Genomic DNA, 15,332 nt, shown 5'->3' on the forward strand with positions numbered 1-15,332 from the left:
GCCGCAAAGGAGTTCAAACTTTTTAGTGATCTCAGCATTCCACTTTATTCAGATTTTACAATTTCTGTTCTGTCAGAAACACCGTTGGCATTAAAAGCTTCAATCTGGAAATAATAGGCATCTGTTCTGTCGGCACCCGTAAAGAAATATTCATTTTTTCCGTATACCATGATGCTTCCGTATAATTTATCCGGAGATTTCCCCCAATAGATCACGTAGCCATCTGCATCAGGGTTCTGCTGCCATTTCATCCAGATGCTTCTTCTTTCCCCATATTTTTTAGGATCTGCTCTTAGCGGAACAAATCCGTCTACCTTCTTCGGTCTTTCACCTGCTCCTTTTCCGAATACCCTGAAACCACTCAGAGCAAACTTTCCGGTCGGCATTTTCAGATTTTCCATTTTAAGGAATCTTGCTTTTGCAGGTTTTTCCAGTTCAATGTAATCATGAGGGACATCTTTCATATTTTTACTTTTATCCACAATTACATTCCATTTCTTACCGTCATTGGACCCGTAGATTTTGTATTGGTGCATTTTTCCTAAGGTTTTACCCATAAACTCTACATCCTGGTCGGCATAGTTGATCTGAATCGCATTAATGGTAGAAACCTCACCCAAATCGGTCTGGAACCATTCTCCTGAATTTCCGGTTTTTGCGCTCCAGTAGGTTTTAATGTCTTCATCTACGGCAAAATTCGGTTGGTATCCTCCCAAAACTGATGAAACCTGAACGGGTTTATTGTAATTCAGCAGCATCCATCCTGCAAAAAGTCCTTTTGTAAAGTCTTTGCCCTGGGCATATTGCGGAAGATAGGTTGGATAATCTCCGTAGGCTGTATTGGTATACATCACATCATCTTTATCAAAACCTGCAGGCCAGATTCCCAGTCTTCGTTCAAAATTATTTTTAGTGGAAATAAAGATGGTTGAAACATGCCACCAGTTTTTATAATTGTCTTCAAAAGTGGCGCCATGTCCGGCTCCTCTTGCAAAACCTCCGGGTTTATAGGAAAACGGATTGTGCTGCTGGTACTCAAATCCTTCCAACGGATTTTTGCTGACGTAAACTCCATCGGAATATCCACTGAATTCTGTAGCCGGAGCACCGTACTGCATATAGTATTTTCCGTTATGCTTTGTCATCCAGGCACCTTCCACGAAAGGCTGCAAGAAAACGTTATCATTATATTCCCCGAATCTTTCCCAGCCATGGTCTTCAGGTTTTAATTTAATGATTGGCTTTACGAAACCTTCGGACTGAAGGTTTTTTACCTTTACTTCTGTTCCCAGTAAAGGCCATTCATTGCTGGATCCCCAGTACAGATAAAGCTTATTTTTATCTTCATCATAATGAAATGCGGGATCCCATGCTCCTACTTTTAAAGTATCCACTGCTATTTTCCAGTCATCTTTGGTAGGATTTGTACTTTTCCAGATGGGGAAATCCTGTTCCCAGGTGGAGCCGTACACATAAAGGGTATCTTTCATGGCCCAAACTGCCGGTGCGTTAAGGTCGTGAGTGTATTTGTTATCTCTGAGGAATTTCCTTTTGACAAATTTCCAGTCCAGCATATCATCACTGTACCAGTATCCTTCCTGGTTGGTGGAGAAAAGGAATAATTTATTTTTAAAATTAACGATCACCGGATCGGCTGTTGCCCTGTGTTTTCCCTGTTTTGAAAAGACTTCAAAAGGAGTATATCCATAATCGATATTGATTGGATTACAGAAGGTCTTCTGCTGCCCTCCCACAAAAATTCCGAGAAGAATTGCTAATGATAAAAAATATTGTCTCATTTTCAGATTTTAAACATTCAGGACAAAGTTAATTAACTTTTTTTGGTTTCCCATTCTAAAACTTACTTAGGCAGAATCTGTTCCATAAAAAACTTCCGGACTGAAACCAGCCCGGAAGTGTATTGTTTGTTGAAATTCATTATTTTTTTGGAAGGAAAACCTCAGCCAGCATACATCTGGCACTTCCTCCTCCGTTTACTTCAATGGTATTCAGATCTGAATAAATAATTTCACAGTACTTTTCTATGGCAGCGACCTGATCTGTGTTTAAAGACTGATAAGCTGTCTGGCTCATAACCAGAAACTTTTCTCCATCCTTATTCTGAACCTGAAGCATATTTCCTGCAAACTGCTGCATCTGATCTTCAGAAATTTCGATGATCTCTTTTCCTGAATTTTTGATGGTTTCAATTACTTTTTCTCTTTCCAGTTCATCATCAATACAGTCAAGGCAGATGACCACAAATTTGTCAGCTACACACATCATTACGTTGGTGTGGTAAATAGGAAGCCTTTCTGAACCTACAGTCTGATAAGAATGGAAAACAACCGGAGAGAATCCGTATTTTGAACAGAACTCCCTAAACAGCTTTTCATCAAGCCTTAAAGAAACTGAGCCGTAAGCGATTTTATTATCATGATCAAAGATCATACTTCCTGTTCCTTCCAGAAAATGCCCTTGTGTTTCTGAAAACGACCAGTCATCGATTTCTGCTACTTCAAAACCCTGGTTTTCGATACTTTCAATAATATCTTCTCTTCGTTCTACTCTTCTATTGGAAGCGAACATCGGGTATAAAACCACTTTCCCGTCTTTATGGAAGCTTACCCAGTTATTCGGGAAAATAGAATCTGGTGTATGAGGATCCAGTGTATCTTTAATGGTGATTACATTAATTCCTTTTCCTCTCAGTTTGCCGACAAAAGTATTGAATTCTGCCAAAGCCTTTGATTGAATATCAGAACCTGTCTGTTCTACCTGAAAATAATTGTTTTTTGCAGTTTCTGCATTGTAACCGAAAGCAATCGGTTCTATCATTAATACGGTATCTGTTGTTTGCATTTTTTATTCTTGTTTACTAAAAATATTTAAAATAATTGAAAATTCATCCGGGTGTTCAAAGAATCTTCTGATAAAGGTCTTTCCATTTCCATCTGTTATTTCAACGGTATAATCTTCCCTGCAGATAAACTCTGTCAGAAATTTATAGAACCCCGGAGATAAAGAAGTATTGTTTCCTAAGTAATCTTCCTTCTTTACCGATTCGTCTGATCTCATTTTATTATAAAAAATCTCCATTTCGTTCGAAAGAACATCAAAAAAATCAAGTTGATCTGAAGCACGGCGGCTGACTTCTTTTGAAAATAAAACAGAAGGTGAAAAAATTGCATTTTCTGCCATCCGGCTTTCCAATCTCTTATAAGGTATACCTCCACCGCATCCCCGCATTCTGATTATCTCATTTTTAATCTTCCTTTTATTTCTGATTAATTTTCCATCAATCAGATCATAATATTTTTTTAATGGATATTTACTTTTTAATCTCCCATTAGCCTGCGTAGTTCTTATTTCCCAGAGAACATATCTTTCATCATCTGCTGTATAATAGATATATTTATTCTTTACATGATCCGGAATAAAAAGCTCTTCGTTGTATAGCAAGTCATTATGCTTTACTACTTTGCTTTCTATTTTACCCCGAAAGTAAGTTTCGATGTAGATGGAATCCTGACTCTTGGTAATGCTGTCTCTCTCTTTATTGCGTATAAAATGATAGCCATTCAGTCTATTGGGAGACACATAATAAGAAGAATCTATTTCAAAGCCTCCTTCACGAGGCATTTTTCTTACAATTGTTCCATTTTGATAAGATCTGTAATACCCTCCTTCATAAAGATTTTCATTAAAGCTCATTAATGAATCTTTTGAATTGAAAACAAAACGTTTCTTATAAAACTCATTCTTCCCGGTTTTTATATCCAGAAAATTCCTTTCATAATTAATATTTTTCGGATGATTGAGATCCGGCCGGTAATTTTTTAAAATATCTATTCCGTATCCATTTTTGTATTCCCTTTCTATCGATTGTATCATTCCGTTATCCGAATATGAAACTCTATACTCTGTATTTTTAGAAAGTATACGGGATAACCTATTCTGCTTGTCATAAATGAGCCAGGAGGTTCCGGTAGTATTTGAGGTAATGATTTCATTTTTATCGGCCAGTATCTCAATTCTGTTGATGGCTTCTCCGTTTTTCTTTAAAACAGCAGTCTTAATATTATACTGTCTGTATGCTTTAAGATCTCCGGAATAGATCTTCTTCCAGTCAAAAAGCTGTGCATCAACTTTCATAACCGAGAGAAAAATCATCAATATTGAAAATAACCTAACCAAAGTGCATTACTCTCTTACTAATGGCATGGTAGAACATCTCAGCAATCCGCCCATTTTAGAAATTTCTCTGTAAGGAATTTCTTCTACGGTCATTCCCCATTCATTTCTCAGATGGTTGTTCATTCTTGTGAATGCTTTGTCTGAAACCACTACTTCCGGAGAAATGGAGAAAATATTCGGAAACATTTCAAACATTTCTTCGTCGTTAAGATGGAAACAGTTTTCTTCTCCGAAAATATCTATGATTAAACGGTAATCACTTTCATCCACAAACCCGTTCTTGTAGATCAGGCATTTGTCTTCTCCAACAGGATTGAATGTACAATCCAGGTGAAGGATTCCTTCAAACGGAATTTTATCGTTTTTCTTCAGTTCAAGATCAATGATTCTTTTCTTCGGAAAATATTCTTTTAAAATTTCAATGGCGTATTCGTTGGTTCTCGCTGTTTTATAATTTCTGTAATCTTCGCTGAAGCAAGTACCAATAAAAAGGAAATCATTCCAAACGATTACATCACCTCCTTCAATATGGGCTGTTTCCGGAAGGTTGATAATTTTTCTCCAGGCTACTTTTTCAAAAACATTTTTATAGGCTTCCTGTTCGTCTGCTCTGTCTGCAATCACATTGGAAATGATCATTTTGTCATCAATCACGAAAGCCACATCTCTTGAAAAGACCTGATTGTAATCTTTGATGATACTTGGACGGAGCACTTCTACATCATACTTCTTCAGCACTGCTTCAAAAGCATTCATTTCATTGATAATATCCTCTTCTTTAGGATAAATGTTGTGTTCAATGGAGTAATATGACTTGGCATCATAGCTCTCCGCAAGGGTGGGAACTGCTCCCATTGAATTAGGCTGGCCCAGCACTACTGACTTCAGCCTTCCCGTTTCGTTTTTAATATTTAGTCTCATAAAGATTTATGCAATACTACAAATATAAGTAAAGGTCTCTATCTGGAAAACTTTTGAATTGCTTAATCCTTATAATTTTATCCAATATTCCGATTACTCTAAAGAAGGTTTTATTTACAGTTATTTTATCCGCAGAATACACTATATACAGAAATTACCACCATGCAATTCTCACTTACAATTTGGGTTTACGCGCTTATCCCTAAAGTGTGCGCACTTACTTGATATAACTAGCTTTACTTCCCGGTTACAACTACATTAGCAGTATTAATTTTAAATCTTATTATTATGAAAAAGACCCTTACTCTTTTTTTAACTGTTTTATTAACAGTAGTATCAGTAACCAGTTTGTCTGCACAAAATTCGTTTAGTGTTAAATATGTTGGAGAGGCAGGCATTAACACTTTTCCGCCTAACTCTATAAAAGTAGAAGCAGATTATGATCGTCACAACTACATTATTAACCCTCCTAACAGTTCTTCCCAGACAACTCATGTTGTTGCAAGCAAACATATTGCTAACGGGGCAACGGCAGCTTACCTTATCGCTCCAACTCCCCATCCGACTACAGCTCAGATGTTTGATCTGTATCATTTAAAAGTGACATGGAATTCTCTTCAGAATGGGTTTCCCATTTCAAGGGTGTTTACCTTCAATGATGCACAGATATTATCTGCCAATAATGGTAATGAAATAGATTTAACAATAGTAGGGGCCAGAATACGTCTGAAAGCAATTCATTCAGACCTCCATGTTACCTATCAGATCACTCTCCTAACCTATTAAGCAGACTGATTAGTATTTAAAGATAAATTCAATAATACCTACAGTTTGGGTTAATATGTTTATAACTGAATGCCAGGCAATTATATAACCTATTTTATTTCCCAATTACAACCACATTAGCAATATCAAAATTTTATAACCTTAAATTTTATTTATTATGAAAAAAACTCTTACTGTTTTTTTAACCGCCTTATTAACATTGGTATCAATAACCGGTTTATTCGCCCAAAATTCTTTTAGTGTCAAATACGTTGGAGAGGCAGGCGGAATCAACCCTACGCCAATATCTATAAAAGTAGAAGCAGATTATGATCGTCATAATCACATTATTACCCCTCCTAACAGTTCTACTCAGACAACCCCTGTTCTTGAAAGCAAGCATATTGCCAACGGGGGAACGGTTGCTTATCTTTCTGCTCCGAGCCCGAGCCCGAATACAGGCCAAACCTTTGAGCGCTTTCATTTAAAGGTAATATGGAATGATGGTACAGGTCCTTTTTCATTTGTGGCTCCCTTCACTAATGCACACATATTAGCTGCCAATAGCGGGACTGAAACAGAGGTAATCTCAGGAGGTAGAAAATTTCGTCTAAAAGCAATCTACTCAGGTACCCATGTTCTTTATCAGATCACCCTTAAACAATTTTAAGCGGGCTGACTATTATTATCATTCCTATACTAATCAATATTCATTACGAAAAATAAACTCTGTTTTTGCAAACAGGGTTTATTTTTTAATATTTTCAATGAAAAACCGCCCTACTAATCTATCTACAACTGACTATTTTTCATCTATATACAGATTGAAAAAAATGACAACACCTTAATTTAAATTCATAAATTAGTGATATAATTCTAAAAAAGAGTTATCATTTTAAAACTTAATTATTAACATCAAAAGAACAAAATCATGAACAAGAAAAATCCGGTGCTGAAAAACGCACAGAAATTAGGAAGAGAGCAACAGAAATCCGTTATGGGAGGAGCCATTCCACCAGGAAACAGAAGATGCTGTGAATGGGATGATGTCACAGGAAAATGCTATATCTGGACTTGCGACAGATGTATGTGTCCATAAGATATCAAAAAACCTGCTTTTTCAAGCAGGTTTTATTTTTATCTGGCTCTGCTTTCATCTTCAACTCTTGGAATTTCTTGACTCTTATATTTTGAACTTCCAAAATTATAGCTCACAGACAACAAGAATCGGCTGCTATCCCACCAATGGGTTAAACGGTTATCCATGATTTGTTTATGCCGGAACTCCAAATGTTGTTCATAAGAATCAAAAATATTATTGTAACCAATCTTAGTATTCAATGTATTATCGAACCATGCCTTTTGTATAGACAAATCAACCGTATATCGCGGTTTTATGATGTAGAGACTATTCCCGGTCCTCGATTCATAATTGGCAAACAAATTAACCGTATACCTTTTGGGAAGAGTGAAAACCTGATTCAACCTGATTTCATAATTGTAAATGTTTAATGCAAAGACATTCTCAAGATAAGGCCTGAATTCGTAATTATAATATCCTGCAATTTGTCCTGTCATATTCCACCAACGGGTCACTTTTACCGGCAAACTTGTTTCCAGCACTGCAAAATCTCTGTAAGGAAGATTAGTTCCTAAATATTCCAACACATTGGTTGTTGGATTATAAAGCGGATAGCGGGTCATCACATCCTTTTCTCTACCCACCGTAAGATTCGTTATCCAATTCTTATAACGATAGGCAGCCTTAATCTGGCTGGTAAATGAGGGCTGCAAATATGGATTTCCGATCCAGTAATTCAGAGGGCTGTAATAAAATCTGAATGGATTCAACTGTGAAAAAATGGGTCTTGTTATCTTCCTGCTGTAAGAAAGGGAAAGTTCACTGGATTTATTGAAATTATAATTCAGACTTAAGGATGGCAGCCATTCAAGATAGTTTCTTGAAACGATGGAATCACTGATGACCGCATTGGAAATACTCTCCGTATTTTCAAATCTGATACCGGCATTCATCGAAAGCTTTCCAAATTTTTGTCTGTACGCCAAATAACCTGCTATTATTTTCTCCTTGTAAGAAAAAATATTGCTTCTTTCAGGATCGAATCTGAATTGGTTATTTACTGATAAAGTATCATACCTGTTGTTATTGTTTGTATTGGAATAGCTATACTTAAACCCTGCCTCAACATCTGCATTTCCAATTTTCTGCGAAATATCAACCTGCCCCGTGTACATATCAATCTTATTGAACAAATCCGATTTCCAGTAGGATAAAAGTGTTGATGAAGCCTTATCCCTATTAAGGAAATCATCCTTCTGCCAGTTCTTCACAGAAAGATAGTTCCCAAGAAAATTCATTTTGAATCCCTTATGCTGAAAGGAATAATCAAGTGTCATCCCATAATTATCCTGTGAATAGTCCATAGGGTTTTCACTTTCCGTATTAAAGACCTGATAGGTTTCACTTTTATCCATTGTATACAAGGAACCGCGGCGGACACGATCATTCTTCCGGAAATTTCCCCTTAGATTTATCCCTACTCTATTTTCATCATTGAGTTTGATATCTGCTCCTGTTTGTACCGCATACACACTTCCTTCGTCCTCCTGATAGGTATCTGTTCTCATGATGTTCGTATTGGCCAGATATTGAAGTGCGTTATATCGATAGGTGGATATCCCATTATTATAGCCTAGCTGAAGATGATAGATCACTTTATCTGCATTATAGGAAAGGTTTAATGAATTCTCCTTATAATTGAACTTATTGACGTATATATTCCCATTATAATTTCCTCTCCATCCGAGGTTTATATTCTTTTTCAACCTGATATCAATGATGCCTTTAAATTCCGCATCATATTTTGCAGAAGGGTTGGTATTCACTTCAATGAGTTCCACCATTTCGGGTGATAAGCTTCTTAGATAAGATTGTAATTCCTGATTGGTCATTACAACAGGTTTTCCATCCACAAAAATTGCGGGAGCAACCCTGCCACCTATGAATATTCCACCTTCCTGATCCACCGTAACTCCAGGAGTTTTCTTCAATACATCAAGAAGGTTAAGGGAAGTCTTGAATTCTTTATTCCCGGATATGGGCACTATCCTGTTTCCCTCACTCAATCTGGTATTACGTGATGAAGGCTGGATGACCACTTCTGAAATATGGTTTGTTTTTGTAGGATTAAGAGAATCCTGTGATCTTCTTTGAGGGGTTTGCGCCTTACAGAAAAGTGACAGAAATAAGGTAAGCAAAAGAAACCGTAATTTGATTAACATAAATTCTAAATTTTATGAAATCAAAAGTAGGTGGCCCCGTTAAATTTGAGGTTTTGAAGTTGAAATTCAGCAGTACGAAATTATAAATTTGAACTCTGAAGTTCTGACTCCACAGGCATTTGCGACTGCTTATATAGCATGGGAGTAGTATTTTTTATTTTTTTGAAAGTAGAGAAAAATGTTGACTTGGAATTGAATCCCACCTCATATCCAATCTCCTCTATCTTGAGATAAGACCCGTTTTCTATCTTTTCACAAGCCTCATTGATTCGATATTCATTGATATAGATTGAAAAGCTTTTACCCAAATTGTCATTCAATAATTGAGAGAGCTGGTGAGCGGACATATTCATTTCCATGGCCAGATCACCCAATTTCAAGTTAGGGTTTTTATACAATTCCCCTGAACTCATCAATCTTTCCAACCTGGAAGTAAAACTGTCTGCCAGCTCTCCTGATATCTTTTTATTGGAATATTTATTAATTTCCTTTACAGGTTCGTGATTGTATTTCTTATTGAAGAGGATCAAAAAGTTCGCATAGAACACGAACGAAAATACAAGACTTCCTCCTGCACAGTAAATTTGAACCCAGCCAGTGGAAATCAACTGATAGGCTAAGAAGATGATCACATTACTGATGAGTACAGGAAAAACGAATTTACCGGAGCTTTTTGCATTTCCTTTTGAGAAAACATAGAACTGATATGCAGCAAGGAAAACGAAGATAAACCAAACTGTATAAATAAAGGTTCCGAAATAATGATCCCAGGTAATGGGAAAGGCTAAATACAACAACCCTACGATCCCTAAAACAAGAGTCATTATACCAAAAGAAGTGCTGCATTTCCTGAAATCAAATGTTTGTTGATAGGAAGATCTGACATAATAATACAAAGCCGGACCTGTAAAGAACAAGGCGGCCAATCCTAAATGGGGAATGATTCTAGGCCAGTCCGGATAAAAATAAATACAAACAGAAATCCCAACCCTTATACTCAGCATCAAAAGCAGAAGGCCAAGGAAAAAATCCGGGATGTATTTCAGTTTTTTGACAAACAACAGATAAATGCCCAGCAAAAGCCCATTGAAAGCTCCTACTGCACTGAAGAAAAATAGCATCTGCTGTCCAAAGGTCATTATCAATTAGTTTTTTTATTATAATATCACAAAAAAGAGCACCTAATTCTCATCATTTCGTTTTCATCGAAACTCATATTCAGTGAGAGTAAATTTAATAAATTATTGAATTCAATTTCATTGACATACAAATTTTCTATGAAAGAATTCCGTATATATCATTTTAGACCGATAGAAACGGTTATCCACAATAGACCAGAGAGTTTAAAAATATTGGCTTGATAAGTATGAGTGGATAACGGGAAAAACGGTCTGGCATGAACACAAAAAATCCCAAGGTTTACTTGGGATTTTGTATAATAGAAACAAATATTATCTGTTTGAAATATCTACATAGTTTCTTTGTTGAGCACCTTGGTAAACCTGTCTTGGTCTTCCGATTGGGTCTCCTTTTAATCTCATTTCTTTCCATTGAGAGATCCATCCCGGAAGTCTTCCTAATGCAAACATTACAGTAAACATTTCTGTAGGAATTCCTAATGCTCTGTAGATAATTCCTGAATAGAAATCTACGTTTGGATATAGTTTTCTTTCTACGAAGTACTCATCTTCAAGAGCTACTTTTTCTAACTGCATTGCAATATCAAGAGCTTTATCCTGAATTCCTAATGCGTTAAGGATATCGTCAGCAGCTTTTTTAATAATTTTCGCTCTTGGGTCAAAGTTTTTGTAAACTCTGTGTCCGAAGCCCATCAAACGGAAGCTATCATTCTTATCTTTTGCTTTTGCTACCCATTTGTTAACATCTCCACCATCTTTTTCGATAAGCTCAAGCATTTCGATTACAGCCTGGTTTGCCCCACCGTGAAGTGGTCCCCAAAGTGCAGAAACCCCTGCAGAGATAGATGCAAAAAGACCTGTATGAGCAGAACCTACCATTCTTACTGTAGAAGTAGAACAGTTTTGTTCGTGATCTGCGTGAAGGATTAATAATTTATCAAGAGCTCCAGCTACAACCGGATCGATTTCGAATTCTTCGTTAGGTAATCTGAAAGCCATTTTGTAGAAGTTCTCTACGTAGTTAAGGCTGTTATCTCCATGGTTAAGCGGTAAACCTAAAGTTTTTCTGTAAGTCCACGCACAAAGGTGAGAGAATTTAGCGATCATCAGCTCAGCAGCGTGATCCATTTCTTCTTTAGAGTTTACGTTAACGGCTTTCGGGTTGAATGCAGTTAAAGCGGAAGTTAAAGAAGATAAAACTCCCATAGGGTGAGCAGAACGAGGGAAAGCATCGATGATTTTTTTCATCTCCTCTGCTACGAAGTTATATTTTTTGATGTTGTTTTCGAAAGAAGTAAACTGACCAGCAGTTGGTAATTCACCGTGTAATAAAAGGTACATTACTTCTGTGAAGTTAGATTTTTCAGCAATCTGTTCGATTGGATAACCTCTGTAGAATAATTCTCCTTTATCTCCATCAAGGTAAGTGATGTCGCTAATTGTAGCTCCTGTATTTTTGTACCCTAAATCCAGAGTAATCAAACCTGTCTGGTCTCTTAATTTTGAAATATCAATCCCTCTGTCCCCGATAGTGCTATCCACGATGGGATATTCATATGAATTACCTGCGTAATTCAATATTACTTTGTTGTCTGACATTATTTATTTTTTTTTAAATATACTACTTTCCATAAAATACGGCAAACAAAAATTATCGCTTGCCGTTATTTATAAATTCAATTATCTTTTTATTTTAAATGCTTCTAAACCTGGGAAAATTGCAGTATCGCCCAATGCTTCTTCAATTCTTAAAAGCTGGTTGTATTTCGCCATTCTGTCTGATCTTGAAGCTGAACCTGTTTTGATTTGTCCGCAATTCATAGCTACTGCAAGATCTGCAATGGTAGAGTCTTCAGTTTCTCCTGACCTGTGAGACATTACGGAAGTGAATTTGTTATTCTGAGCCATTTGCACGGCAGCCATTGTTTCAGAAAGAGAACCAATCTGGTTTACTTTTACAAGGATTGAATTCGCAATACCTTCTTTTACTCCTCTTGACAATCTTTCAACATTCGTTACGAATAAATCATCTCCTACAAGCTGTACTCTGTCTCCGATTTTATCGGTAAGCATTTTCCATCCTTCCCAGTCATTTTCCTGCATACCATCTTCAATAGAAATGATTGGGTATTTAGCAGCCAGTTCAGCAAGGTAAGAAACCTGCTCACTGCTTGAGAACTGAGCAGCATCTGCTGTCTGGAATTTTCTGTAATCATAAATTCCGTCTTTGTAGAATTCTGAAGCAGCACAGTCTAATGCCAGCATAATATCGTCACCAGGCTTATATCCTGCTTTTTCGATAGCCTGAAGCAGTGTATCCAAAGCATCTTCAGTTCCTTTGAAGGTAGGAGCAAAACCTCCTTCGTCACCTACCGCTGTAGACAGCCCTCTTGAATGAAGAATCGATTTCAGGTTGTGGAAAATTTCAGTTCCTTTTCTCAATGCATGAGAGAAAGAATCTGCTTTTACCGGCATGATCATAAATTCCTGGAATGCGATAGGCGCATCTGAGTGCGAACCACCGTTGATAACATTCATCATAGGAACCGGAAGTGTATTGGCGTTTACTCCTCCAACATATTTATATAAAGGCATTCCCAGTTCAGCAGCTGCAGCTCTTGCAACCGCTAAAGAAACTCCTAAAATTGCATTCGCACCTAGATTTCCTTTATTGGCAGTTCCGTCAAGATCAATCATGATCTTATCGATAAAATTCTGCTCAAAAACAGGCTGCCCGATAAGGTTTTCTGCAATTACCTCTCTTACATTTTCAACGGCTTTCAGAACTCCTTTCCCCATGTATTCCGAACCTCCGTCACGTAATTCTACGGCTTCGTGTTCACCGGTAGAAGCTCCTGAAGGAACTGCAGCACGCCCCATGGCACCGCTTTCCGTAAATACATCTACTTCAATGGTAGGATTACCTCTGGAATCCAGAATTTGTCTCGCTTCTATGAAAGAAATTGCACTCATTTTTTATTTTTTATAGTTCCTACAAATTTAATCATTTTTTGAATTTTTCGAGGTACTCAGAAAGTATTTTATCGATCATATCCAAGTTAAATTTTAGTTAATTTTAATATTATGTTAATCAAACAGTTCAAAAGAATAAAAACGCTCTAATATTGCGGAATATTGGAGCGTTTACAGGTTTAAATAGATAGGTTGTGGTTTCATCTGTTCCTGAAGCTTTCCGGAAAGTTTTTCAGCTCTGCGATATCAAGCTCCAAAAGGGTATCTCCGTTATCCAGAATGGCTCCTATGGTAAATGCTCCGTAAGAAGGAATCTTATATTCCACTTCTTCTTTCCCGTAACCTTCAAGATGGATGATGGATCTGGCGAAAGAGTTGTGCAGGAACAGATAAACGTCACTGGTTAATTCTCCTTCATCGGCAGAAACTTTAATAGTCAGGTTGAGAAATCCCGGTATAATGTATGAATCATAATCTACACTAAGTGTCTTCCCGTTAACATTGTTCTTCCCACCAAATCGTCCTTTCTGCGGATCGTTGGCATGAGTAATCGGTGGAAGCTGGGAAAGTAACATTTTACTTTGTTCTCCCGTACTGATACCGCTTTTAAGGACGCTGGCCTGTGATGCCATCTGAAGCTGAAGAGGCTCGCTTACTTTGTAATTATTTTCGGCAATTACTGATTCTTTCTTCAGATCTTTGATTTCTTTATTCTGCTCATTAATCGTAGTTTCTGCCTGCTTGATATACTCTTTAGAAATTACCCGAGACATCAGAAGATCAATAAATCTCATACCGGCACACGCAGCAAGAAGGCAATAAGCCGTCCAGATCAGATAATCGGAAGCTAAAGAATTCTTTTCTTCAGAAGTGCTTTTAGATTGGTCCTGCTTTGCTGTTATGGGTTCTTTAATCTGAGGTTTAGACTGCAGAGAATCTGATTTTGACATTACATGAGCGACCGGTTTTGCTTTAATACTGGCTGGCGATTTCTGTTCCGATTGTGAATTCTTATCATGAAGCCGAATTCCATCCAGAAGTTTACTTTCTGCAAATTTGAGAAATAAAGGAACGAGAATGGTGGCTGCAATTCCAAAAAGGATACACACACCTGCTGATCTCAACCTGGCTGCTGATTCACTTCCAGTCTGTTTATTGGCATCTGAATAAAAATTAACAATGCCTCCTAAAATGCCTGTTACAAGCATAATACCTAAGATACAATATAATTCCATAATTTTGATTTTTTAAATTAATTCAGGAAGGGAGTCCCATGCTTTAGTTTGGGTTACTCAAATTTCCTTCTAAAAAGGGTCCATGTCAATTACACAAAAGGGTGACTCTAAAAACAAAAAAGCATCATTTCATAGAAGTGATGCTATTGTTGTAGTTTTAATTATGATTATTGAATTCCGGAAAATATTAACATCCGGGGGGGCATAATCCATTTCTGTCAAACCATTCCTCTATGTCCCAGCTATTATTGGGTTTTATATTGATGACATAGGTAAGCTGCTGAAAATATTTTAATTCATATTCATCTCCCATATCAAAAAGAGTGACCAATGCAGGCAATAAAGTGATCTGAGCATCATTCATAAAAAGATCTTTAGGGAGAAAAATTTTTCTTGTATTTCTTTTTTTCAATTCCTGAGTTGCTTTAGAGATAAAATGATCTAATATCACAGAACTATTTTTTTCGAAATCATTCTTATAAGTATTATACTCGTCGTTCTGTATTTCTCTTGGAGCAGCTACATTGAATAAATTATATCTTATTTCCGATTCTCTATCCAAACTCACTAAGAGTTCCAACTCTCCTTTGATTTCGGATAGTTCTACAATAAGTTCTTCGCATTGTTCCTGTGATTGAATAAATTTAAGACACTCCGGAGATAGAGAAAAATGTTTATTGAGTTTTTCATTCCGGGCTAAATCTGATTCTAAAAATCCATTTCTCATTTTTGTCATCAGCTCTGTGCTTATTTTATGATTATTCAAATCATTCAATACAGCTTGTGTTTCCATGTTATT

At 36.8% G+C, this 15,332-nt stretch carries 13 protein-coding genes; 3 read left to right on the forward strand and 10 right to left on the reverse strand.

Annotated features, from left to right (window positions below; all coding sequences use genetic code 11):
- Positions 1-44: 44 nt before the first annotated feature.
- The 4 genes from J2Y40_RS17800 to J2Y40_RS17815 form a co-directional block, all read right to left on the reverse strand.
- Positions 45-1,799 carry a discoidin domain-containing protein gene (locus tag J2Y40_RS17800; protein ID WP_310000507.1) on the reverse strand — a complete coding sequence of 585 codons (1,755 nt, stop codon included), beginning with the start codon at positions 1,797-1,799 and terminating at the stop codon, positions 45-47.
- Positions 1,800-1,938: 139 nt separating this feature from the next.
- Positions 1,939-2,862 (reverse strand): citrulline utilization hydrolase CtlX, encoded by a 924-nt coding sequence (ctlX, locus tag J2Y40_RS17805; protein ID WP_153397687.1) that lies wholly within the window; start codon positions 2,860-2,862, stop codon positions 1,939-1,941.
- A 3-nt stretch (positions 2,863-2,865) separates the two neighbouring features.
- Positions 2,866-4,173: a hypothetical protein gene (locus J2Y40_RS17810; RefSeq protein ID WP_153397686.1), complete on the reverse strand. Its 1,308-nt coding sequence runs from the start codon at positions 4,171-4,173 to the stop codon at positions 2,866-2,868.
- A 30-nt stretch (positions 4,174-4,203) separates the two neighbouring features.
- Positions 4,204-5,118: a dimethylarginine dimethylaminohydrolase family protein gene (locus tag J2Y40_RS17815; protein WP_153397684.1), complete on the reverse strand. Its 915-nt coding sequence runs from the start codon at positions 5,116-5,118 to the stop codon at positions 4,204-4,206.
- A 288-nt stretch (positions 5,119-5,406) separates the two neighbouring features.
- Between J2Y40_RS17815 and J2Y40_RS17820 the strand changes: the two genes are divergently transcribed.
- From J2Y40_RS17820 to J2Y40_RS17830, 3 genes are all read left to right on the forward strand, one after another.
- On the forward strand, positions 5,407-5,904 hold the full coding sequence (locus J2Y40_RS17820) for a hypothetical protein (RefSeq protein WP_153397682.1): 498 nt from the start codon (positions 5,407-5,409) through the stop codon (positions 5,902-5,904).
- Positions 5,905-6,061: 157 nt separating this feature from the next.
- Positions 6,062-6,553, forward strand: coding sequence for a hypothetical protein (locus J2Y40_RS17825; protein ID WP_310000513.1), 492 nt, complete (start codon positions 6,062-6,064; stop codon positions 6,551-6,553).
- A 261-nt stretch (positions 6,554-6,814) separates the two neighbouring features.
- Positions 6,815-6,982 (forward strand): hypothetical protein, encoded by a 168-nt coding sequence (locus J2Y40_RS17830; RefSeq protein ID WP_153397679.1) that lies wholly within the window; start codon positions 6,815-6,817, stop codon positions 6,980-6,982.
- 38 nt (positions 6,983-7,020) lie between these two features.
- Here the strand turns inward: J2Y40_RS17830 and J2Y40_RS17835 are convergent, their stop codons facing one another.
- From J2Y40_RS17835 to J2Y40_RS17860, 6 genes are all read right to left on the reverse strand, one after another.
- Complete coding sequence (locus tag J2Y40_RS17835; RefSeq protein WP_310000518.1) at positions 7,021-9,186, reverse strand: outer membrane beta-barrel family protein; 2,166 nt, start codon at positions 9,184-9,186, stop codon at positions 7,021-7,023.
- An 80-nt stretch (positions 9,187-9,266) separates the two neighbouring features.
- Positions 9,267-10,325 (reverse strand): AraC family transcriptional regulator, encoded by a 1,059-nt coding sequence (locus J2Y40_RS17840; protein ID WP_153397674.1) that lies wholly within the window; start codon positions 10,323-10,325, stop codon positions 9,267-9,269.
- Positions 10,326-10,637: 312 nt separating this feature from the next.
- The gene (locus J2Y40_RS17845; protein WP_153397672.1) at positions 10,638-11,924 is read right to left on the reverse strand and encodes a citrate synthase; all 1,287 of its coding nucleotides are present in this window, start codon (positions 11,922-11,924) and stop codon (positions 10,638-10,640) included.
- Between the two features lie 81 nt (positions 11,925-12,005).
- Complete coding sequence (eno, locus tag J2Y40_RS17850) at positions 12,006-13,298, reverse strand: phosphopyruvate hydratase (protein WP_310000522.1); 1,293 nt, start codon at positions 13,296-13,298, stop codon at positions 12,006-12,008.
- A gap of 200 nt (positions 13,299-13,498) precedes the next feature.
- Positions 13,499-14,533, reverse strand: a complete 1,035-nt coding sequence (locus J2Y40_RS17855) for a YEATS-associated helix-containing protein (protein ID WP_310000524.1) — start codon at positions 14,531-14,533, stop codon at positions 13,499-13,501.
- Between the two features lie 187 nt (positions 14,534-14,720).
- Positions 14,721-15,326, reverse strand: a complete 606-nt coding sequence (locus tag J2Y40_RS17860) for a hypothetical protein (RefSeq protein WP_310000527.1) — start codon at positions 15,324-15,326, stop codon at positions 14,721-14,723.
- Positions 15,327-15,332: the final 6 nt, after the last annotated feature.

Origin of the sequence: Chryseobacterium sp. 2987 (genome assembly GCF_031456375.1) — a bacterium.
Classification (GTDB): domain Bacteria; phylum Bacteroidota; class Bacteroidia; order Flavobacteriales; family Weeksellaceae; genus Chryseobacterium; species Chryseobacterium vaccae.